This is a genomic window from Pseudomonas sp. RL (genome assembly GCF_000647775.1).
In the GTDB taxonomy this organism is placed as follows: domain Bacteria; phylum Pseudomonadota; class Gammaproteobacteria; order Pseudomonadales; family Pseudomonadaceae; genus Serpens; species Serpens flexibilis.
Genome location: NZ_JBOY01000062.1, coordinates 46,270 through 62,670, shown reverse-complemented (window position 1 = coordinate 62,670; position 16,401 = coordinate 46,270). Strand labels below are relative to the sequence as shown.

Sequence of the window (16,401 nt, the reverse complement as noted above, 5' to 3'; positions counted from 1 at the left end):
AACTCGTTGATTTACAAGGAGTTTTCAGCAGCTCTGCGCTGGAAGTGGGGCGCACTATAGGGGCGCCCCACACAATCGTCAACCCTTATTCAGGCTAATGCGTGCGAAAGCCTTCTTCCCTGCCTGGCAGACATGCGTTGCACCCAGCTTGAACTGAAAGCCCCGGTCTACCACAGCTCCATCGATCCGCACGCTACCGGCGCTCAGCAGGTCGCGCGCGCCCGCCGCATTCTTTACCAGGCCCGCCTGGTTGAGAACGGCGGCGATAGGCATATCCTCGGCCGACTGCAGTTCAATTTCCGGCAGATCCTCGGGCAGTTCGCCATCTTTCATGCGATTACCTGCGGAACGGTGCGCGCAGGCTGCCGCTTCCTCGCCATGGAAACGAGCGACAATCTCTTCAGCCAGCTTGATCTTGATGTCGCGAGGATTCGCCCCTTCCGCCACGTCGCGCTTGAAGCTTTCGATCTCCTCCATCGAGCGGAAGCTGAGCAGCTCGAAGTAGCGCCACATCATGGAGTCCGGCAGCGAAACCAGCTTGTTGTACATAACGCCCGGTGCTTCCTGGATTCCTACATAGTTGCCCAGCGACTTGGACATCTTCTTCACGCCATCCAGCCCTTCCAGCAGCGGCATGGTCAGGATGCACTGCGGTTCCTGTCCATAAGACCGCTGCAGTTCGCGCCCCATGAGTAGATTGAACTTCTGGTCGGTACCGCCCAGCTCGATATCAGCCTGCAGCGCCACCGAGTCGTAGCCCTGGACCAGCGGGTATAGGAACTCATGGATGGCGATCGGCTGATTGCTGGCGTAGCGCTTGCTGAAATCATCCCGCTCCAGCATCCGCGCCACTGTGTAGTTGGAGGAAAGCCGGATGAAGTCAGCAGGGGACAACTTGTCCATCCAGGTCGAGTTGAAGGCGACCTCGGTGCGCTCCGGATCGAGTATCTTGAACACCTGAGCCTTATAGGTTTCCGCGTTCTCCAGCACCTGCTCACGGGTAAGGGGCGGCCGGGTGGCGCTCTTGCCAGACGGGTCACCGATCATCCCGGTGAAGTCACCAATCAGGAAGATCACTTGATGGCCAAGCTCCTGGAACTGGCGGAGCTTGTTGATCAGTACCGTATGACCCAGGTGAAGATCCGGAGCAGTCGGGTCGAAGCCAGCCTTGACGCGCAGCGGCTTGCCCCTTCGCAGCTTGTCTACCAGCTCCGCCTCCACCAGAATCTCATCCGCCCCGCGCTTGATCAGCGCCAACTGCTCTTCCACAGACTTCATAGACGCCTCGGCACCCTGAGTTTGAAAACCCGTAAAGATACAAGATCGGGGCCCAAAAAAGAATTTGTCAGCGGCGCAGCGAGTTACCACACGTCACGCCGGCCTGGGTCAAGGTTGCCCCGGCTTTTCTTTGCTTATATTTTCGTCAGTCATTTTGGTAAGAATTCCGTCATCCCGTCATGCAGCCACTCAAGACCCGCCGCCCGCTATACCCCAAAGGCCATTTGCTGGCCGCCAGCGGCATTGCCGCGCTGCTGAGCCTGGCGCTGCTGGTGTTCCCCTCCCGCGAGGTGGAAGCCAAGAAGACCTATCTCAGCCAGGAACTGGAACTGGCCCACAGCTCCTTTCTTCAGGAGGCCGTGCCACCAACGTCGCCGCTGGAACTCGAGGAGCCTCAGGAAGATCCCTTTGCACAGATCGCGAGTGAAGAGGGTGCGAACGAACCTGAAGTACCTTGGCAGATGCGCGTCACGGTGAGCCGCGGCGACACCCTGTCTACAATATTCAGCCAGGTGGGCCTGTCGGCCGGGTTGCTGCACGAGATGCTCAACAGTAGCAAGGAGGCTCGCCAGCTGGGTCGCATACGGGAAGGCCAGGAACTCGATTTCCACTTCTCTCCGGACGGACAGCTGCAACGCCTGAGCTCACCGCTGTCCCAGCTTGAAACCATCCAGATCCAGAAGACCGAAACCGGCTATACGTTCGAACGCGTCCTGGCCGATCCGGAGATGCGCCAGGCCTACGCCCACGCGACCATTACCAGCTCACTGTTCGATGCCGCCAACCAGGCCGGGCTTAGCCACAGCCTGATCATGGACCTGGCCAATGTCTTCGGCTACGACATCGACTTTGCGATGGACATCCGTGAGGGCGACGAATTTGACGTGCTCTACGAGCAAAAGACGCTGAACGACGAGGTCGTCGGCAGTGGTGCGATCCTGGCTGCCCGCTTTGTCAATCGCGGTACGACCTATACCGCGGTGCGCTACACCACCAGCAAGGGCGAAACCGGGTATTACACGGCCGAAGGCAACAATGTACGCAAGGCCTTCATCCGCACCCCGGTGGACTTCGCGCGCATCAGCTCGCGTTTTTCAAAGGGTCGCAAGCACCCCATCCTGAACAAGATCCGCGCCCACAAGGGCGTGGACTACGCTGCGCCGCGCGGCACGCCCATCAAGGCAGCCGGCGATGGCAAGGTCATTCTGGCCGGGACCAAGGGCGGCTACGGCAACACCGTGGTTATCCAGCACGGCTCGCGCTACCGGACCCTCTATGCCCATATGCAGGGCTTCGCCAAGAATGTACGCACAGGCTCCACCGTGAAGCAGGGGCAGATCATCGGCTACATCGGCACCACGGGACTGTCCACCGGACCGCATCTGCATTATGAGTTCCAGGTTAACGGCACCCACGTTGACCCCCTGAGCCAGAAGCAGCTGATTGCCGATCCGCTCAGTGGCAAGGAAAAGCAGCGCTTCCTCCAGCACAGCACCCCGCTGATGGCTCAGCTGAATCAGGAGCGCTCCGTCATGCTGGCACGCAAGGACTGAGTATGCCTCTCTATCTCGGCGTCATGTCCGGGACCAGCCTGGACGGTCTGGACATAGCGCTGGTCGAGCAGCACGACCGCACCCGGCTGCTCGGCCACCACTATATTCCGATGCCTTCGGCCCTTCACGAGCAACTGCTGTCCCTGTGCCGCTCCGGAGACGACGAACTGGCCCGCGCCGCGCTGACGGAGCAGCAGTGGGCATCTCTGGCCGCCCAAGGCATTGCATCGCTGCTCCGTCAGCACAACCTCGAGCCGCGGCAGATCCGCGCCATCGGCAGCCACGGCCAGACGGTTCGCCACGAACCCGCCCGGGGATTCACGATCCAGATCGGCAACCCCGCCCTTCTGGCCGAACTTACGGGCATCACGGTGGTAGGTGACTTCCGTCGTCGCGATGTCGCTGCTGACGGACAAGGTGCCCCCCTGGTGCCAGCGTTTCACGAAGCACTGTTTGCCGATACCGGCACGGCGCGCGCGGTACTGAACGTCGGGGGCTTCAGCAACCTGACGCTGCTGCACCCTGACCAGCCGGTAGCCGGTTTCGATTGTGGTCCGGGCAACGTGCTGCTCGATGCCTGGATTCAGGTATGCCGGGGCGAAGCTTTCGATAACAACGGCGATTGGGCCTCTTCCGGGGAATTGAATGCGCCGCTCCTCCAGAGCCTGCTCGATGAGCCCTTTTTCGCCCAAGCCGGTCCGAAAAGTACCGGTCGCGAGCTGTTCAACCTTCCCTGGCTGCAGGCGAAGCTGACCAAGTTCCCGACGCTGGCCGAGGCCGATGTGCAGCGCACGCTGCTGGAGCTGACGGCCTTCAGCATTGCCGACGCGCTGCTGAAGCGTCAGCCCAGCACCCGGGAACTGCTCGTCTGCGGCGGAGGCGCCCATAACCGCGCGCTGCTGGAGCGCCTGGGCAGCCTGCTGCCTGGCATGGACGTTTGCATTACGGATGAGCGCGGCGTGCCTGCGGACTGGATGGAAGCCATGGCATTCGCCTGGCTGGCCCACTGCTGCCTGGAGCGAATTCCCGCCAATCGGCCAAGCGTGACCGGAGCGCGCGGCCTGCGCATCCTAGGCGCCATCTACCCGGCCTGAGTGACAAAACAAAAACGCCGCACCCGAGGGCACGGCGTTTTAACCGACAGTCCTGTTCAGATGGAGAAGGATTGCCCGCAGCCACAGGTGGTGCTCGCGTTCGGATTGTTGATCACGAACCGCGAACCCTCGAGGCCTTCCTGGTAATCCACCTCAGCGCCAGCAAGGTACTGGAAGCTCATGGGATCAACCACCAGACTGACCCCTTCACGCTCGACGACGGTATCGTCATCGGCGATGTCTTCATCGAACGTGAAACCGTACTGAAAGCCGGAGCAGCCTCCGCCGGTCACGAACACCCGCAGCTTCAGGCGCGGATTGCCTTCTTCCTCGACCAGGCTCTTCACCTTATGTGCCGCCCCCTGGGTAAAAATCAGCGGACTGGGGGTGAAGGATTCAACACTCATGCTGGAAATCTCCCGGCATCAAGCCAAACAACGTGGCCGGCATTATCCGCTTACCCGAGTAAACCAGTCAATTATTCGGCGACGACTTCCGCAGGCGCCGGCAGCTCCAGCGGTGCATCGCCTTCGCGAATGGCGTACAGGCGCCCCTCGATCTGTGCACCCATGGCCATCTCCATCAGCCCGTAGTAGAGGTTGCCGCGCAGGCGGGCACCGCTTCCAAGCTCGACGTGCTCGGAAGCATGGACATCGCCGGTCACCTCGCCATCCAGGATGACGTGCTGAGCGTGAATCTCGCCCTCGACCAGACCACCCGTGGAGACCCGTACCAGTCCTTCCTCGGCGATCAGATTACCCTGCAGCCGGCCATCCAGCTGAACAGCGCCCTTCACGCGCAGATCGCCTACCAGCAGTGCGCCAGCGGCGATGATGCTGGTCTTGCCGTTATAGCGCTGCAGATCGGCAGACGCCGGCTTGTTCTTATTGCTGTTGCTCCACATGGCCATTACTTCTTCTCTTCATTCCAGTTGTAAGTACGTTCCAGCGGTTGGCGCTGGCCCTTGATATCGGCGCGTACCTTGACCTGACTGGGGGTGAAATCCTCAGGCAGGTTCAGCTCGGCATACCGTGCACCTTCCGGGAAGGCTTGCAGGTGGCGGAAGGCGAAGGATGTGGTGCTGGTCCACTCCTTGGAAAGTTCGGAAAGGTCCAGCTCCACCTCTGCGCCCTGGCGTTCGCCGACCACGCTGATGCGCACCTGCCCCTCCAGCGGCTTGTCATCCGTGCCCACCCGACTCAGCAGCAGCTTGTAGCGATACAGCAGCGGATCGTCCGTGCTCTGCAGCTCGAACGAGCGGATACGCAGACCCTCGCGGCGGCTGGCCGGCGCCAGTACCCCCTTGTAGAACGCCAGGTCCTGCTGCAGCTTGTAGATCTGCTCTTCGAGAAGCTTGATGGTCTGCCGGCTCTGCTCGTTGGCCTGGCGGCCCAGGCGCTCGCCGCTGGACAGCACGGCCTGCATCTGCTGCGACTGCTCCAGCTCGCGGCTGACCTGCTCGTAATGCTCTTCCAGAGCTTCCAGCTCGCGAATACGCTCTCGGCTATCCTCGCCCCCTTTCCAGTAGGCACCCAGCACCAGCAGCGGCAGGGAGAGCAGCAGCACCGTCAGTAGAATTCGCTTGCGGCGCTGATGACGCGGATCCAGCGTTTTGACTTCCCACATCATCAGGGCAGCATCCCCGCATGACTCAGGCCGAGACGCTCATCCAGGCCGAACATGATGTTCAAGTTCTGTACCGCCTGGCCGGAGGCGCCCTTGACCAGGTTGTCGATCACCGACAGCACCACCACCAGGTCGCCCTGCTGCGGCCGGTGCACGGCCAGGCGGCAGACGTTGGCGCCGCGCACGCTGCGGGTTTCCGGATGACTGCCAGCCGGCATCACATCCACGAAGGGCTCGTTGGCGTAACGCTTTTCGTAGAGTGCCTGCAGGTCGACGGAGCGGTCAGCCACACGGGCATACAGGGTGGCGTGGATACCCCGGATCATCGGTGTCAGGTGCGGAACGAAGGTCAGTCCGACCTCTCCACCGGCTGCGCGACGCAAGCCCTGGCGAATCTCCGGCAAGTGCCGGTGGCCCTTGACCGAGTACGCCATCATGCTTTCACCGGCCTCGCAGAACAGAGAGCCCACCTTGGCGCCACGACCGGCGCCACTGACGCCCGACTTGCAGTCGGCAATCAGCGTGGCGGGGTCGGCCAGACCCGCTTCCAGCAAAGGCAGCAGACCCAACTGGCTGGCGGTCGGGTAGCAGCCCGGCACGGCGATCAAACGCGCGCCGCGAATCTGCTCGCGGTTGACTTCCGGCAGGCCATACACGGCTTCGCCGAGCAGCTCGGGCGCCCCATGGGGCTGGCCATACCAGGCGGCCCACTCCTCGGCATCCTGCAGGCGGAAATCGGCGGAGAGATCGATCACCCGGGTGCCCGCAGCCAGCAACTCGCCGGCCAGCGCATGCGCCACACCATGCGGCGTCGCGAAGAAAACCGCATCGCAGGCGCCCAGCGTGGCGCTGTCCGGCACACTGAACGCCAGGTTGTCGTAGTGGCCGCGCAGGTTGGGGTACATGTCCGCCACCCTGACGCCAGCTTCGGAGCGCGAGGTGATCACCGCCACCTCGACCTGCGGATGCTGGGCCAACAGCCGCAGCAGTTCGACCCCGGTATACCCGGTGCCCCCAACGATTCCGACTTTGATCATTTCACGCCCCTCAGTCGAGCCACACAAAGGCCGCCGATGATAAGACCGTCGCGTGTCGCGGCCAACCACTGAGATGACGCCCACCCGGTTTGTTACTACTATCGGCAGCCCTCTCGAAAACCTTAAGGACGCCGCTCGATGCTCTATCTCTGGCTCAAGGCCCTGCACATCATTGCCATGGTGTGCTGGTTCGCCGGTCTCTTCTACCTGCCGCGCCTGTTCGTCTACCACGCCATGAGCGATGACCAGGCCAGCCGTGATCGCTTCTGCATCATGGAGCGCAAGCTGTATCGCGGCATCATGCTGCCCTCCCTGCTTGCCACGGTGATCCTGGGTATCGCCATGCTCGCCCTCAATCCGGGCCTGTTCGCCACCGGCGGCTGGATGCATGCCAAGCTGACCCTGGTGGTACTGCTGATCGGCTATCACCACATGTGCGGCGCCCAGCTCAAGCGCTTCGCCCGGGGCGAAACCCCGCACGGCCATGTGTACTATCGCTGGTTCAACGAAGTCCCGGTGCTCTTCCTGCTGGCGATTGTCATCCTTGTGGTGGTCCGGCCGTTCTGAACGGACTGGCGGCATGGGCGATTCCTGATCGCCCTCACTACACTGGGAGTTCCCGCCTGTCCGGAGCCCCACCGTGGAGTGTCTGTTCTGCAAGATCGCTGCCGGGGAGATCCCCGCGCAACGCCTGTATGAGGACGATCTGGCGATCGCCTTCCAGGATGTCAATCCGCAGGCGCCGGTGCACTTCCTGGTCATTCCCCGGAAGCACATCGCTACCCTGCATGACCTGGATGAACAGGCCGACAAGTCGCTGGCCGGCCATCTGCTCCTCGTCGCCCAGCGGCTGGCTCGGCAGCAGGGTTGCGACAAGGGCTTCCGCGTGGTGATCAACAGTGACGCCCTGGCCGGGCAAACGGTGTTCCATCTGCACCTGCACGTACTCGGCCAGCGCCCCTTGTACTGGCCGCCCGGCTAGTCGCTACCCCAGCCGGCGCGCTGACACGAATCAAAACCGCAATGCCGCGATGCAGTACACTCTGCCGCCAGTCGACCCGGAGACCCTCATGGCCAGCGAACGTCACTATTCCCCCGCAGATCGCCTGCTGCAGCAGGTCGACACCGTGCTGCGCACCCTGCTGCCCTTCAGCGGACCGTCCACGCGGCCTTCGCCGGCCGTCCTGAAAGAGGAGACCAGCCTGGACGAGCAGAGCAAACGCCACATTGCCGGACTGATGCGCATCAATCACACCGGCGAAGTGTGCGCACAGGCGCTTTACCAGGGCCAGGCGCTGACCGCCAAGCTGCCGCACATTCGCGAAGCCATGGAGCAGGCCGCTGATGAGGAGATCGATCACCTGGCCTGGTGCGAACAGCGTGTCCGTGAGCTGGGCAGCCGCACCAGCCTCCTCAATCCGCTGTTCTATGGCCTGTCATTCGGCATCGGCGCCACTGCCGGCCTGATCAGCGACAAGGTCAGCCTGGGCTTCGTGGCCGCCACCGAGGACCAGGTGGTCAAGCACCTCGACGAGCATCTGGCGCAGATTCCCCGCGAAGACGCCAAGAGCCGCGCCATCCTCGAACAGATGCGCACCGACGAGCAGCTGCACTCCAGCAATGCCCTGGCAGCCGGTGGCTATCGCTTCCCCGCCCCGATCAAGTTCGGCATGTCACTGATGGCCAAGGTCATGACCAAGAGCACGTACCGGATCTGAATCCACCGGCCCACGAAAAAGGCGCCCGCAGGCGCCTTTTTCGTTCTTGCGGCCATCAGCCCAGCTCGACGATCTCGTAGCTGTGGGTGATATCTACGCCCGCACGGCCCAGCATGATGGATGCCGAGCAGTACTTTTCGGCGGACAGCTCCACCGCCCGCTTGACCTGCGGTTCCTTCAGCCCACGCCCCTTCACCACGAAGCGCAGGTGGATCCGGGTAAACACCTTCGGGTCCTCCGTGGCGCGCTCGGCGTCCAGAAACGCCTCGCAGCTCTCCACCGCCTGGCGGGACTTTTTCAGGATGCTTACCACGTCGAAGCTGGAACACCCACCCAGACCCAGCAGCAGCATCTCCATGGGCCGCACGCCCAGGTTACGACCGCCGCTTTCCGGCGGACCATCCATCACCACCACATGCCCACTACCCGATTCGCCGAGAAACATGGCCTCGCCGGCCCATTGGATGCGTGCTTTCATTCGTCCCGCTCGTCCCACTGGAAAAGGCGCGCAGCTTAGCACAGCGCGCGTGGGCCTCTTGGCCAAAGCACTGTGACCCAGGCGACGTGTTCCGTGTGATTACCCTCACGAAGGTTTAACATCGCCCCCTGTTGGCTGTTAAGTTGCCACTACTTAAATGGCACACTCACCGGGCATAACTAAAACAAATACGTTCCACAGGACGTACCACGTATTGGGGATTCAGGGCATGGTCGCTATCAGTCTCGCTTCCAAGAACAAACATCTGGACAAGCTGCTCGTGCATTGCCACCGGCGGCGTTACACCGCCAAAAGCACGATCATCTACGCGGGGGATCGCTGCGAAACGCTGTTCTTCATCATCAAGGGCTCGGTCACCATCCTCATCGAGGATGACGACGGTCGCGAAATGATCATCGCCTATCTCAACACCGGGGACTTCTTCGGCGAGATGGGGCTGTTCGAGAAGGAAGGTTCGGAGAAGCCGCGCAGCGCCTGGGTTCGTGCCAAGACCGAGTGCGAAGTGGCGGAATTGAGCTACGCCAAGTTCCGCGAACTCATCCAGCAGGACCCGGAAATCATGTTCGCCCTGGGCAGCCAGATGGCCGAACGCCTGCGCAACACCACCCGCAAGGTCGGCGACCTGGCCTTCCTCGACGTCACCGGCCGCGTCGCGCGCACCCTGCTCGATCTGTGCAAGCAGCCCGACGCCATGACCCACCCGGACGGCATGCAGATCAAGATCACCCGCCAGGAGATCGGCCGTATCGTCGGTTGCTCGCGGGAAATGGTCGGCCGCGTGCTCAAGTCCCTGGAGGAACAGGGTCTGGTGAACGTGAAAGGCAAGACCATGGTGGTGTTCGGCACCCGCTGAAACCCAGCCATAAAAAAACCGGCCTCAGGGCCGGTTTTTTTATGGGCGGTTTCAGCGCGCGGGAAAGAACAGGCGCTTGAGCTCGGCGCCCGGATCCTCGGCGCGCATGAACGCCTCGCCTACCAGGAAACCATACACCCCGTTGGCCTCCATCCGCTCGACGTCGGCGCGGCCAAGAATGCCGCTTTCGGTGATCACCATTCGGTCGGCCGGCACCCGCTCCTTGAGCGCCAAGGTGGTGTCGAGGCTGACCTCGAAGGTGTGCAGGTTGCGGTTGTTGATGCCCAACAACGGGGTATCCAGGCGCAGCGCACGCTCCAGTTCGGCGCCGTCATGCACCTCGACCAGCACATCCAGCCCCTGCGCCTTGGCCACCGCCGCCAGCTCGGCCATCTGGCCGTCCTGCAGGTTGGCGACGATCAGCAGTACGCAGTCGGCGCCCAGCGCGCGGGCCTCGACGATCTGGTACGGATCGATCATGAAGTCCTTGCGGATCACCGGCAGCGAACAGGCGGCGCGCGCCTCCTGCAGGTAGGCGTCGCTACCCTGGAAGAAATCGATGTCGGTCAGCACCGACAGGCAAGCGGCGCCACCGGCCTCGTAGCTGCGCGCGATCTCCGCTGGCGCGAAGTGCGGACGGATCACGCCCTTGCTCGGCGAGGCCTTTTTCACCTCGGCGATGACCGCCACCTCGCGCCGCGCGGCACGCTCCTGCAGGGCACGGGCGAAGCCACGCGGCGCATCGGCCTGCTTCGCCAGGCGCTCCAGCTCGTCCAGACTCACCCGGCCACGGCGTTCAGCGACTTCTTCGGCCTTGCGGGCAATAATCCGCTCCAGCACGCTCAGGCTCATTGCGCAGCCTCCTGGCGGAACACGGCGGTGAAGGACACCAGCTCCTGCAGCTTGTCCAGGGCCAGGCCGCTGTACAGCGCATCGTGGGCCATGTGGATGCCATCCTTCAGCGTGCCGGCCACACCGGCGACATACAGCGCCGCACCGGCGTTGAGCACGATCATGTCTGCGGCCTTCTGACCGTTCTCGGTCTTGCGCCGACCCAGCGCGTCGGTGATCAGCGCCAGCGATTCCTGGGCATCGTTGACGGTCAGGCCGATCAGACTCTGGCTCCTGATGCCGAAGTCCTCCGGCAAGATGTCGTACTCGCGGATTTCCCCGTTGCGCAGCTCGGCCACGTGGGTGGGTGCGGCCAGACTGATCTCGTCCATGCCGTCCTTGGAATGCACCACCATCACGTGCTCGCTGCCCAGCCGGCGCAGCACCTCGGCCATGTGCCGGCACAGTTCCTTACTGAACACACCCAGCACCTGGCGTTTGACGCCCGCCGGGTTGGACATCGGCCCGAGGATGTTGAACAGCGTGCGCAAACCGAGCTCGCGGCGGGCGTTGCCCGCATGGCGCATGGCGCCGTGGTGCGCCGGGGCGAACATGAAGCCCACGCCCACGGTGTCCACGCAACGCGCCACTTCCTCGGGCTTGAGGTCCAGATACACGCCGGCGGCTTCCAGCAGGTCGGCACTGCCGCTCTTGCCGGACACCGCTCGGTTGCCATGCTTGGCCACCTTGCCGCCGGCCGCCGCCACCACGAAGGACGCCGCGCTGGAGACGTTGAAGATGTTCATGCCGTCGCCGCCGGTGCCGCAGTTGTCGACCAGGTTGGCGCCCGGCACGTTGACCGGGGTGGCCAGTTCGCGCATCACCTGCACGGCACCGACGATCTCGTCGATGCTCTCGCTCTTCATGCGCAGGCCCATCAGGAAGGCGCCGATCTGCGCGTCGGTGCACTGGCCGGTCATGATCTGGCGCATCACGTCCTGCATTTCCTCGGTGCTCAGGTCCAGGTGGTTGACCACCCGGTTGAGGGCATCCCTGATGTTCATTGGCGCACGCCTCCGGACTGTTTCAGAAAGTTGGCAAAGAGCTCGTGGCCCTGTTCGGTGAGGATGGATTCCGGGTGGAACTGCACGCCCTCGATATTCAGGGTCTTGTGGCGCAGGCCCATGATCTCGTCGACGCCGCCGTCGTCGCGTCGCGTCCAGGCGGTGATCTCCAGGCAGTCGGGCAGGCTGTCGCGCTCGACCACCAGCGAGTGGTAGCGGGTCACGGTCAGCGGATTGTTCAGCCCGGCAAACACGCCCTGGTCCGCGTGGAACACCGGGCTGGTCTTGCCATGCATGGCTACCCGCGCGCGCAGCACCTTGCCGCCGAACGCCTGGCCGATGCTCTGGTGGCCCAGACATACGCCGAGGATCGGCAGCTTGCCGGCGAAGTGCAGGATCGCCTCGATGGACACGCCGGCTTCGGTCGGCGTGCAGGGCCCCGGCGAGACGACGATGCGCTCGGGCTTGAGCGCCTCGATCTGCGCGATCGTCAGCTCGTCATTGCGGATCACGTGGACATCGGCACCCAGTTCGCCCAGGTACTGCACCACGTTGTAGGTGAAGGAGTCGTAGTTATCGATCATCAACAGCATGGCTTACGCTCCTTCCGCTTCGGACGAGGCCAGCGCCACCGCGCGAAACATGGCGCGGCGCTTGTTCAGGGTTTCTTCCCACTCCAGCGCGGGCACCGAGTCGGCGACGATGCCGGCGCCGGCCTGCACGTGCAGCTCGCCGTCGCGGATCACTGCGGTGCGGATGGCGATGGCGGTGTCCATGTTGCCGTTCCAGGCCAGGTAACCCACCGCGCCGCCGTAGATGCCGCGCTTGACCGGCTCCAGCTCGTCGATGATTTCCATGGCGCGCACCTTCGGCGCCCCGGACAGGGTGCCGGCCGGCAGAATGGCGCGCAGCGCATCCATGGCCGACAGCCCGGGTTTCAGCTGACCGGTGACATTGGAAACGATGTGCATCACGTTGGAATAGCGTTCGATCACCATCTTCTCGGTGACCTTCACCGAGCCGGTGTTCGACACCCGGCCCACATCGTTGCGGCCCAGGTCGATCAGCATCAGGTGCTCGGCCAGCTCTTTGGCGTCGGACAGCAGGTCCTGTTCCAGGGCGCGGTCGGCCTCCTCGTTGGCGCCGCGCGGACGGGTGCCGGCGATCGGCCGCACGGTGACCTCGCCGTCCTCGACGCGCACCAGCACTTCCGGCGAGGAGCCCACCACGTGGAAGTCGCCGAAGTTGAAGAAGTACATGTAGGGGGTGGGGTTGAAGCAGCGCAGCGCGCGGTAGAGATCGATGGGGGCGGCCTGGAAGGGAATCGACATGCGCTGGGAGATCACCACCTGCATGCAGTCCCCGGCCAGGATGTATTCCTTGATCTGCCGAACCGCCTGCTCGAAGGCCTCCTGGCTGAAGCTGGAGCGGAACACCGGCTCAGGCCCCTTCGCCCGGTCGAAGTCCAGCCCCGGACGTGGCGTGATCGGCTGGCGCAGCCGCTCGCGCAGGGCCTGCAGACGCTGCTTGCCGGCGTCGTAGGCATCCGCCTGCGCCGGATCGACCAGCACGATGCAGTGCAGCTTGCCGGCGAGGTTGTCGAAGACGACCACCGAGTCGGACACCATCAGCAGGATATCCGGGGTGCCCAGCGGATCGGGATTCGGGCATTGCGCGAGCTTGCGCTCCACGTAACGCACGCTGTCGTAGCCGAAGTAGCCCACCAGGCCACCGTCGAAGCGCGGCAGGCCGGGCAGGGTCGGCACGCGATAGCGCGCCTTGAACTGCTCGACGAAGTCCAGAGGATCGTCGACCTCGGCCTCTTCGACCAGCGCGCCGTTGTCGTGCACCTGAACCTGGTGGCCGTGCACGCGCAGCACGGTGCGGCTGTACAGACCGATGATGGAGTAACGCCCCCATTTCTCACCGCCCTGCACGGATTCGAGCAGGTAGGTATGTGGCTGGTCGGCCAGCTTGAGGTAGAGGGAAAGCGGGGTATCGAAATCAGCCAGCGTCTCGAACGCCAGCGGGATGCGGTTATAGCCGTCGGCGGCCAAACGCAGGAATTCTTCGCGGGTCATGTCAGCCTCGTGGTCGGAGGGGCAAAACAAAAGGTCGGGCAAACGGGCCGGCGCGGCCGGCAGGAGAAAGTCAGGCGCGCCAGCGCCAACGGGCCAGGGCCTTGAGAACTTTCATCCACTGTTTGCGGGTGACCACCACGATCTGATCTCTTCCAGGGGGTGATACGGTGCCGGCCACACTAGCGCAGCCCCGCAACGCTGGCAACCAGCAGGCGCAGATCGTCGAGAACCCGGTCGGGCATCTCCTCGGCGATGGGCCGGCCATGGTTGTAACCGTAGCTCAGGGCCACGCAGCGCACGCCGGCGGCACGTGCGGCCAGCACATCGTTGCGCGAGTCACCGATGAACAGAGAATCGGCGGGCGATACCCCGGCCTTGTCCATCACCCAGAACAGCGCGGCGGGATCGGGCTTCTGCACGGGCAGTGTGTCGCCGCCCACCGTCCAGCGAAAGTGCTGCGCCAGGCCCTTTTCTTCCAGCAGCGGAGCGACAAACCGGCTCGGCTTGTTGGTGATCACGGCCAGCGAGATGTCATGGGCGCTCAGCCATTCCAGGCATTCCGGCACGCCGGGGTAGACGCTGGTCAACGCATGGCTGCCGGCGTAGGCCTCGGTGAACAGCGCCAGCGCCGCCTCGGCCTCCTCGTCGGACACTCGAGTATGGTCCAGCTGCCCGGCCAGGGCGCGGCGCACCAGCACCGGCGCGCCATTGCCGACCCAATCACGCACCTTTTCGATGCCAGCCGGAGCCCGGCCCAGCTGGCGCAGCATGCTGTCCACGGCGGCGGTCAGGTCCGGCACGGAATCCACCAGCGTGCCGTCCAGGTCGAACATCACCAGGCGCGGCAGCCGGCCGCCGAACAGTGCTTCCAGCAGGGTCATCGCGCGACGTGCGCCAGCTCGGCGCGCATGGCGTCGATCACCGCCTTGTAGTCGGGCTGGTTGAAGATTGCCGAGCCGGCGACGAAGGTATCGGCGCCGGCCTCGGCGATGGCCCGGATGTTCTGCACGTTCACGCCACCGTCGATCTCCAGGCGGATGTCGCGGCCGCTGGCGTCGATCAGCGCGCGTGCCTCGCGCAGCTTGTCCAGGGTGCCGGGGATGAACTTCTGTCCGCCGAAACCGGGGTTGACGCTCATCAGCAGGATCATGTCGACCTTGTCCATCACGTACTTCAGGCAGTCCAGGGGGGTGGCCGGATTGAACACCAGGCCAGCCTTGGCGCCGCCGCTCTTGATCAGCTGCAGGGAACGGTCGATGTGCTCGCTGGCTTCAGGGTGGAAGGTGATGTAGCTGGCGCCCGCCTCGAGGAAGTCGCCGATCAGGCGGTCCACCGGCTTGACCATCAGGTGCGCGTCGATGGGCGCGGTGATGCCGTACTTGCGCAGCGCGCTGCAGACCATCGGGCCGATGGTCAGGTTGGGCACGTAGTGGTTGTCCATCACGTCGAAGTGCACGATGTCGGCGCCGGCGGCGAGCACCTTGTCCACCTCTTCGCCGAGGCGGGCGAAGTCGGCGGAGAGAATCGACGGAGCGATGGCGAAGGGTTGCATGGGACGGACCTCGGCAGGGCAATTCCGGAAAAGCGCGCATTGTACTCCCGCTGGCGGGCTTGCGCTGTCCGCCGACACCTTGCCTGACAAGCCGGCAATTGCCCTTTAGACTCCGTGCGTCTCCCCCATCGCCGGTTCGTTGCCATGCTGCGCCACCCTGCCGCCCTGCTTTCTCCTCTGACCCTGGCTGTGCTGTTGCACGGCCTGCCAGCCCTGGCCGAGGACAACGCAGCCACCGCCCCTGAAGCCGCGCCTCTCAGCGTTGAGCCCGCGCCACGCAGCGTGCCGCCGCGCCCCATGCTGGACAGCCGCAGCGAGGCGCAGCAGCAGGCCTTGCAGCGCCAGTTGCCGGCGCGCCAGCAACTTACCCTCGACGGTGGCGCCGATCCGTTCCTGTCCCTGTGGCTGCCGGCCAACCAAGCGCAGCCCGCCGGGCTGGTGATCCTCCTGCCGGGCGAGGGCGAAACCGCAGACTGGCCCACCGCAATTGGTCCGCTGCGCCGTCAGTTGCCGGACCTCGGCTGGAGCACCCTGAGCCTGACCCTGCCGGACGGCCCGAACGCCGGTGTGAAAGCACGCAAGGGCAAGCCGGTGACCGTGATGCTGGAAGGTGTGGAAAAAGTGGAAGCACCCGAAGCGCTGGAAACGGAGGGCGAGCCGGCAGCCGAAACGGCCCGCGCCGAGCAGGAGGCAAGCACCCCGACCGTTGCCGCCGAATTCACTCCGGACACAGCCAGCGCCAGCGCGGCGCTGGACGACCTGGCCCCGGCGGAACCGGACCACGCCCAACGTGTGCAGGCACGCCTGCGCGCCGCACTGGAATTTGCGCGCCAGCAGCAGCCGCGCACGCTGGTCCTGCTCGGCCACGGCACCGGCGCCTACTGGGCCGCGCGCTTCCTTCAGGAGCAGCAGCCGGGCGAGGTGGCGCAACTGGTGATTGTCTCCCCCCGCGAACCCGGGGACGCCAAGACAGGACTCGACGAGCTGCTGCCGCAGCTGCGCCTGGCGACCGCCGATTTCTACTACCGTGACCAGGCGCACCAGTCGACTGCCGCCCGTGAACGCCTGAACGCCGGCAAGCGCCAGCAGCATCCGGCCTATATGCAGGTCGGCTTGCAGAGCCTGCCGAGCGACGCTCGCGCCGAGCAGGAGCAGTTGGTACGCCGCGTGCGCGGCTGGCTGGAGCTGGACGCACGCTCGGCGCAGCGCTGAACC

The 16,401-nt window shown here is 64.2% G+C and carries 19 protein-coding genes; 7 read left to right on the top strand and 12 right to left on the bottom strand.

Annotated features, from left to right (window positions below):
• Positions 1-78: 78 nt before the first annotated feature.
• On the bottom strand, positions 79-1,278 hold the full coding sequence (tyrS, locus tag AS93_RS0110980) for a tyrosine--tRNA ligase (protein ID WP_027590659.1): 1,200 nt from the start codon (positions 1,276-1,278) through the stop codon (positions 79-81).
• A 179-nt stretch (positions 1,279-1,457) separates the two neighbouring features.
• Between tyrS and AS93_RS0110975 the strand changes: the two genes are divergently transcribed.
• Complete coding sequence (locus AS93_RS0110975; RefSeq protein ID WP_027590658.1) at positions 1,458-2,831, top strand: peptidoglycan DD-metalloendopeptidase family protein; 1,374 nt, start codon at positions 1,458-1,460, stop codon at positions 2,829-2,831.
• Between the two features lie 2 nt (positions 2,832-2,833).
• Positions 2,834-3,925 (top strand): anhydro-N-acetylmuramic acid kinase, encoded by a 1,092-nt coding sequence (locus tag AS93_RS0110970; RefSeq protein ID WP_027590657.1) that lies wholly within the window; start codon positions 2,834-2,836, stop codon positions 3,923-3,925.
• 56 nt (positions 3,926-3,981) lie between these two features.
• Here the strand turns inward: AS93_RS0110970 and erpA are convergent, their stop codons facing one another.
• From erpA to argC, 4 genes are all read right to left on the bottom strand, one after another.
• Complete coding sequence (erpA, locus tag AS93_RS0110965) at positions 3,982-4,332, bottom strand: iron-sulfur cluster insertion protein ErpA (protein ID WP_027590656.1); 351 nt, start codon at positions 4,330-4,332, stop codon at positions 3,982-3,984.
• A gap of 71 nt (positions 4,333-4,403) precedes the next feature.
• Complete coding sequence (locus AS93_RS0110960) at positions 4,404-4,829, bottom strand: polymer-forming cytoskeletal protein (protein WP_027590655.1); 426 nt, start codon at positions 4,827-4,829, stop codon at positions 4,404-4,406.
• Positions 4,830-4,834: 5 nt separating this feature from the next.
• Entirely contained in the window at positions 4,835-5,554 is a 720-nt protein-coding gene (locus AS93_RS0110955; RefSeq protein WP_037008990.1) for a DUF6776 family protein, read from the bottom strand.
• A complete protein-coding gene (gene argC, locus AS93_RS0110950; protein WP_027590653.1) occupies positions 5,554-6,588 on the bottom strand; it encodes an N-acetyl-gamma-glutamyl-phosphate reductase in 1,035 nt (344 codons plus the stop codon). Before argC ends, AS93_RS0110955 begins: the two co-directional genes overlap by 1 nt.
• 138 nt (positions 6,589-6,726) lie before the next feature.
• On the opposite strand from argC, the gene hemJ reads away from it, so the two are divergent.
• The 3 genes from hemJ to coq7 all read left to right on the top strand — a co-directional run bounded on the left by hemJ (position 6,727) and on the right by coq7 (position 8,306).
• Entirely contained in the window at positions 6,727-7,155 is a 429-nt protein-coding gene (gene hemJ, locus AS93_RS0110945) for a protoporphyrinogen oxidase HemJ (RefSeq protein WP_027590652.1), read from the top strand.
• A 73-nt stretch (positions 7,156-7,228) separates the two neighbouring features.
• The gene (locus AS93_RS0110940; protein ID WP_027590651.1) at positions 7,229-7,570 is read left to right on the top strand and encodes a histidine triad nucleotide-binding protein; all 342 of its coding nucleotides are present in this window, start codon (positions 7,229-7,231) and stop codon (positions 7,568-7,570) included.
• Between the two features lie 88 nt (positions 7,571-7,658).
• The gene (gene coq7, locus AS93_RS0110935; RefSeq protein WP_027590650.1) at positions 7,659-8,306 is read left to right on the top strand and encodes a 2-polyprenyl-3-methyl-6-methoxy-1,4-benzoquinone monooxygenase; all 648 of its coding nucleotides are present in this window, start codon (positions 7,659-7,661) and stop codon (positions 8,304-8,306) included.
• Positions 8,307-8,361: 55 nt separating this feature from the next.
• On the opposite strand, the gene AS93_RS0110930 is transcribed toward coq7, so the two are convergent.
• Entirely contained in the window at positions 8,362-8,784 is a 423-nt protein-coding gene (locus tag AS93_RS0110930; protein WP_027590649.1) for an OsmC family protein, read from the bottom strand.
• Positions 8,785-9,013: 229 nt separating this feature from the next.
• Between AS93_RS0110930 and crp the strand changes: the two genes are divergently transcribed.
• A complete protein-coding gene (crp, locus tag AS93_RS0110925; protein WP_027590648.1) occupies positions 9,014-9,658 on the top strand; it encodes a cAMP-activated global transcriptional regulator CRP in 645 nt (214 codons plus the stop codon).
• A gap of 51 nt (positions 9,659-9,709) precedes the next feature.
• Here the strand turns inward: crp and trpC are convergent, their stop codons facing one another.
• The 6 genes from trpC to rpe form a co-directional block, all read right to left on the bottom strand.
• Positions 9,710-10,510 (bottom strand): indole-3-glycerol phosphate synthase TrpC, encoded by an 801-nt coding sequence (gene trpC, locus AS93_RS0110920; RefSeq protein WP_027590647.1) that lies wholly within the window; start codon positions 10,508-10,510, stop codon positions 9,710-9,712.
• A complete protein-coding gene (gene trpD / locus AS93_RS0110915) occupies positions 10,507-11,553 on the bottom strand; it encodes an anthranilate phosphoribosyltransferase (protein WP_027590646.1) in 1,047 nt (348 codons plus the stop codon). Before trpD ends, trpC begins: the two co-directional genes overlap by 4 nt.
• Positions 11,550-12,146 carry an aminodeoxychorismate/anthranilate synthase component II gene (locus AS93_RS0110910; RefSeq protein WP_027590645.1) on the bottom strand — a complete coding sequence of 199 codons (597 nt, stop codon included), beginning with the start codon at positions 12,144-12,146 and terminating at the stop codon, positions 11,550-11,552. Before AS93_RS0110910 ends, trpD begins: the two co-directional genes overlap by 4 nt.
• 3 nt (positions 12,147-12,149) lie before the next feature.
• On the bottom strand, positions 12,150-13,634 hold the full coding sequence (gene trpE, locus AS93_RS0110905) for an anthranilate synthase component I (protein WP_027590644.1): 1,485 nt from the start codon (positions 13,632-13,634) through the stop codon (positions 12,150-12,152).
• A gap of 179 nt (positions 13,635-13,813) precedes the next feature.
• Complete coding sequence (locus tag AS93_RS0110900; protein ID WP_027590643.1) at positions 13,814-14,515, bottom strand: phosphoglycolate phosphatase; 702 nt, start codon at positions 14,513-14,515, stop codon at positions 13,814-13,816.
• Entirely contained in the window at positions 14,512-15,186 is a 675-nt protein-coding gene (gene rpe, locus AS93_RS0110895; protein WP_027590642.1) for a ribulose-phosphate 3-epimerase, read from the bottom strand. The genes AS93_RS0110900 and rpe overlap by 4 nt, the downstream gene beginning before the upstream one ends.
• Positions 15,187-15,330: 144 nt before the next feature.
• Between rpe and AS93_RS0110890 the strand changes: the two genes are divergently transcribed.
• Positions 15,331-16,398: a DUF3530 family protein gene (locus tag AS93_RS0110890; protein WP_027590641.1), complete on the top strand. Its 1,068-nt coding sequence runs from the start codon at positions 15,331-15,333 to the stop codon at positions 16,396-16,398.
• Positions 16,399-16,401: the final 3 nt, after the last annotated feature.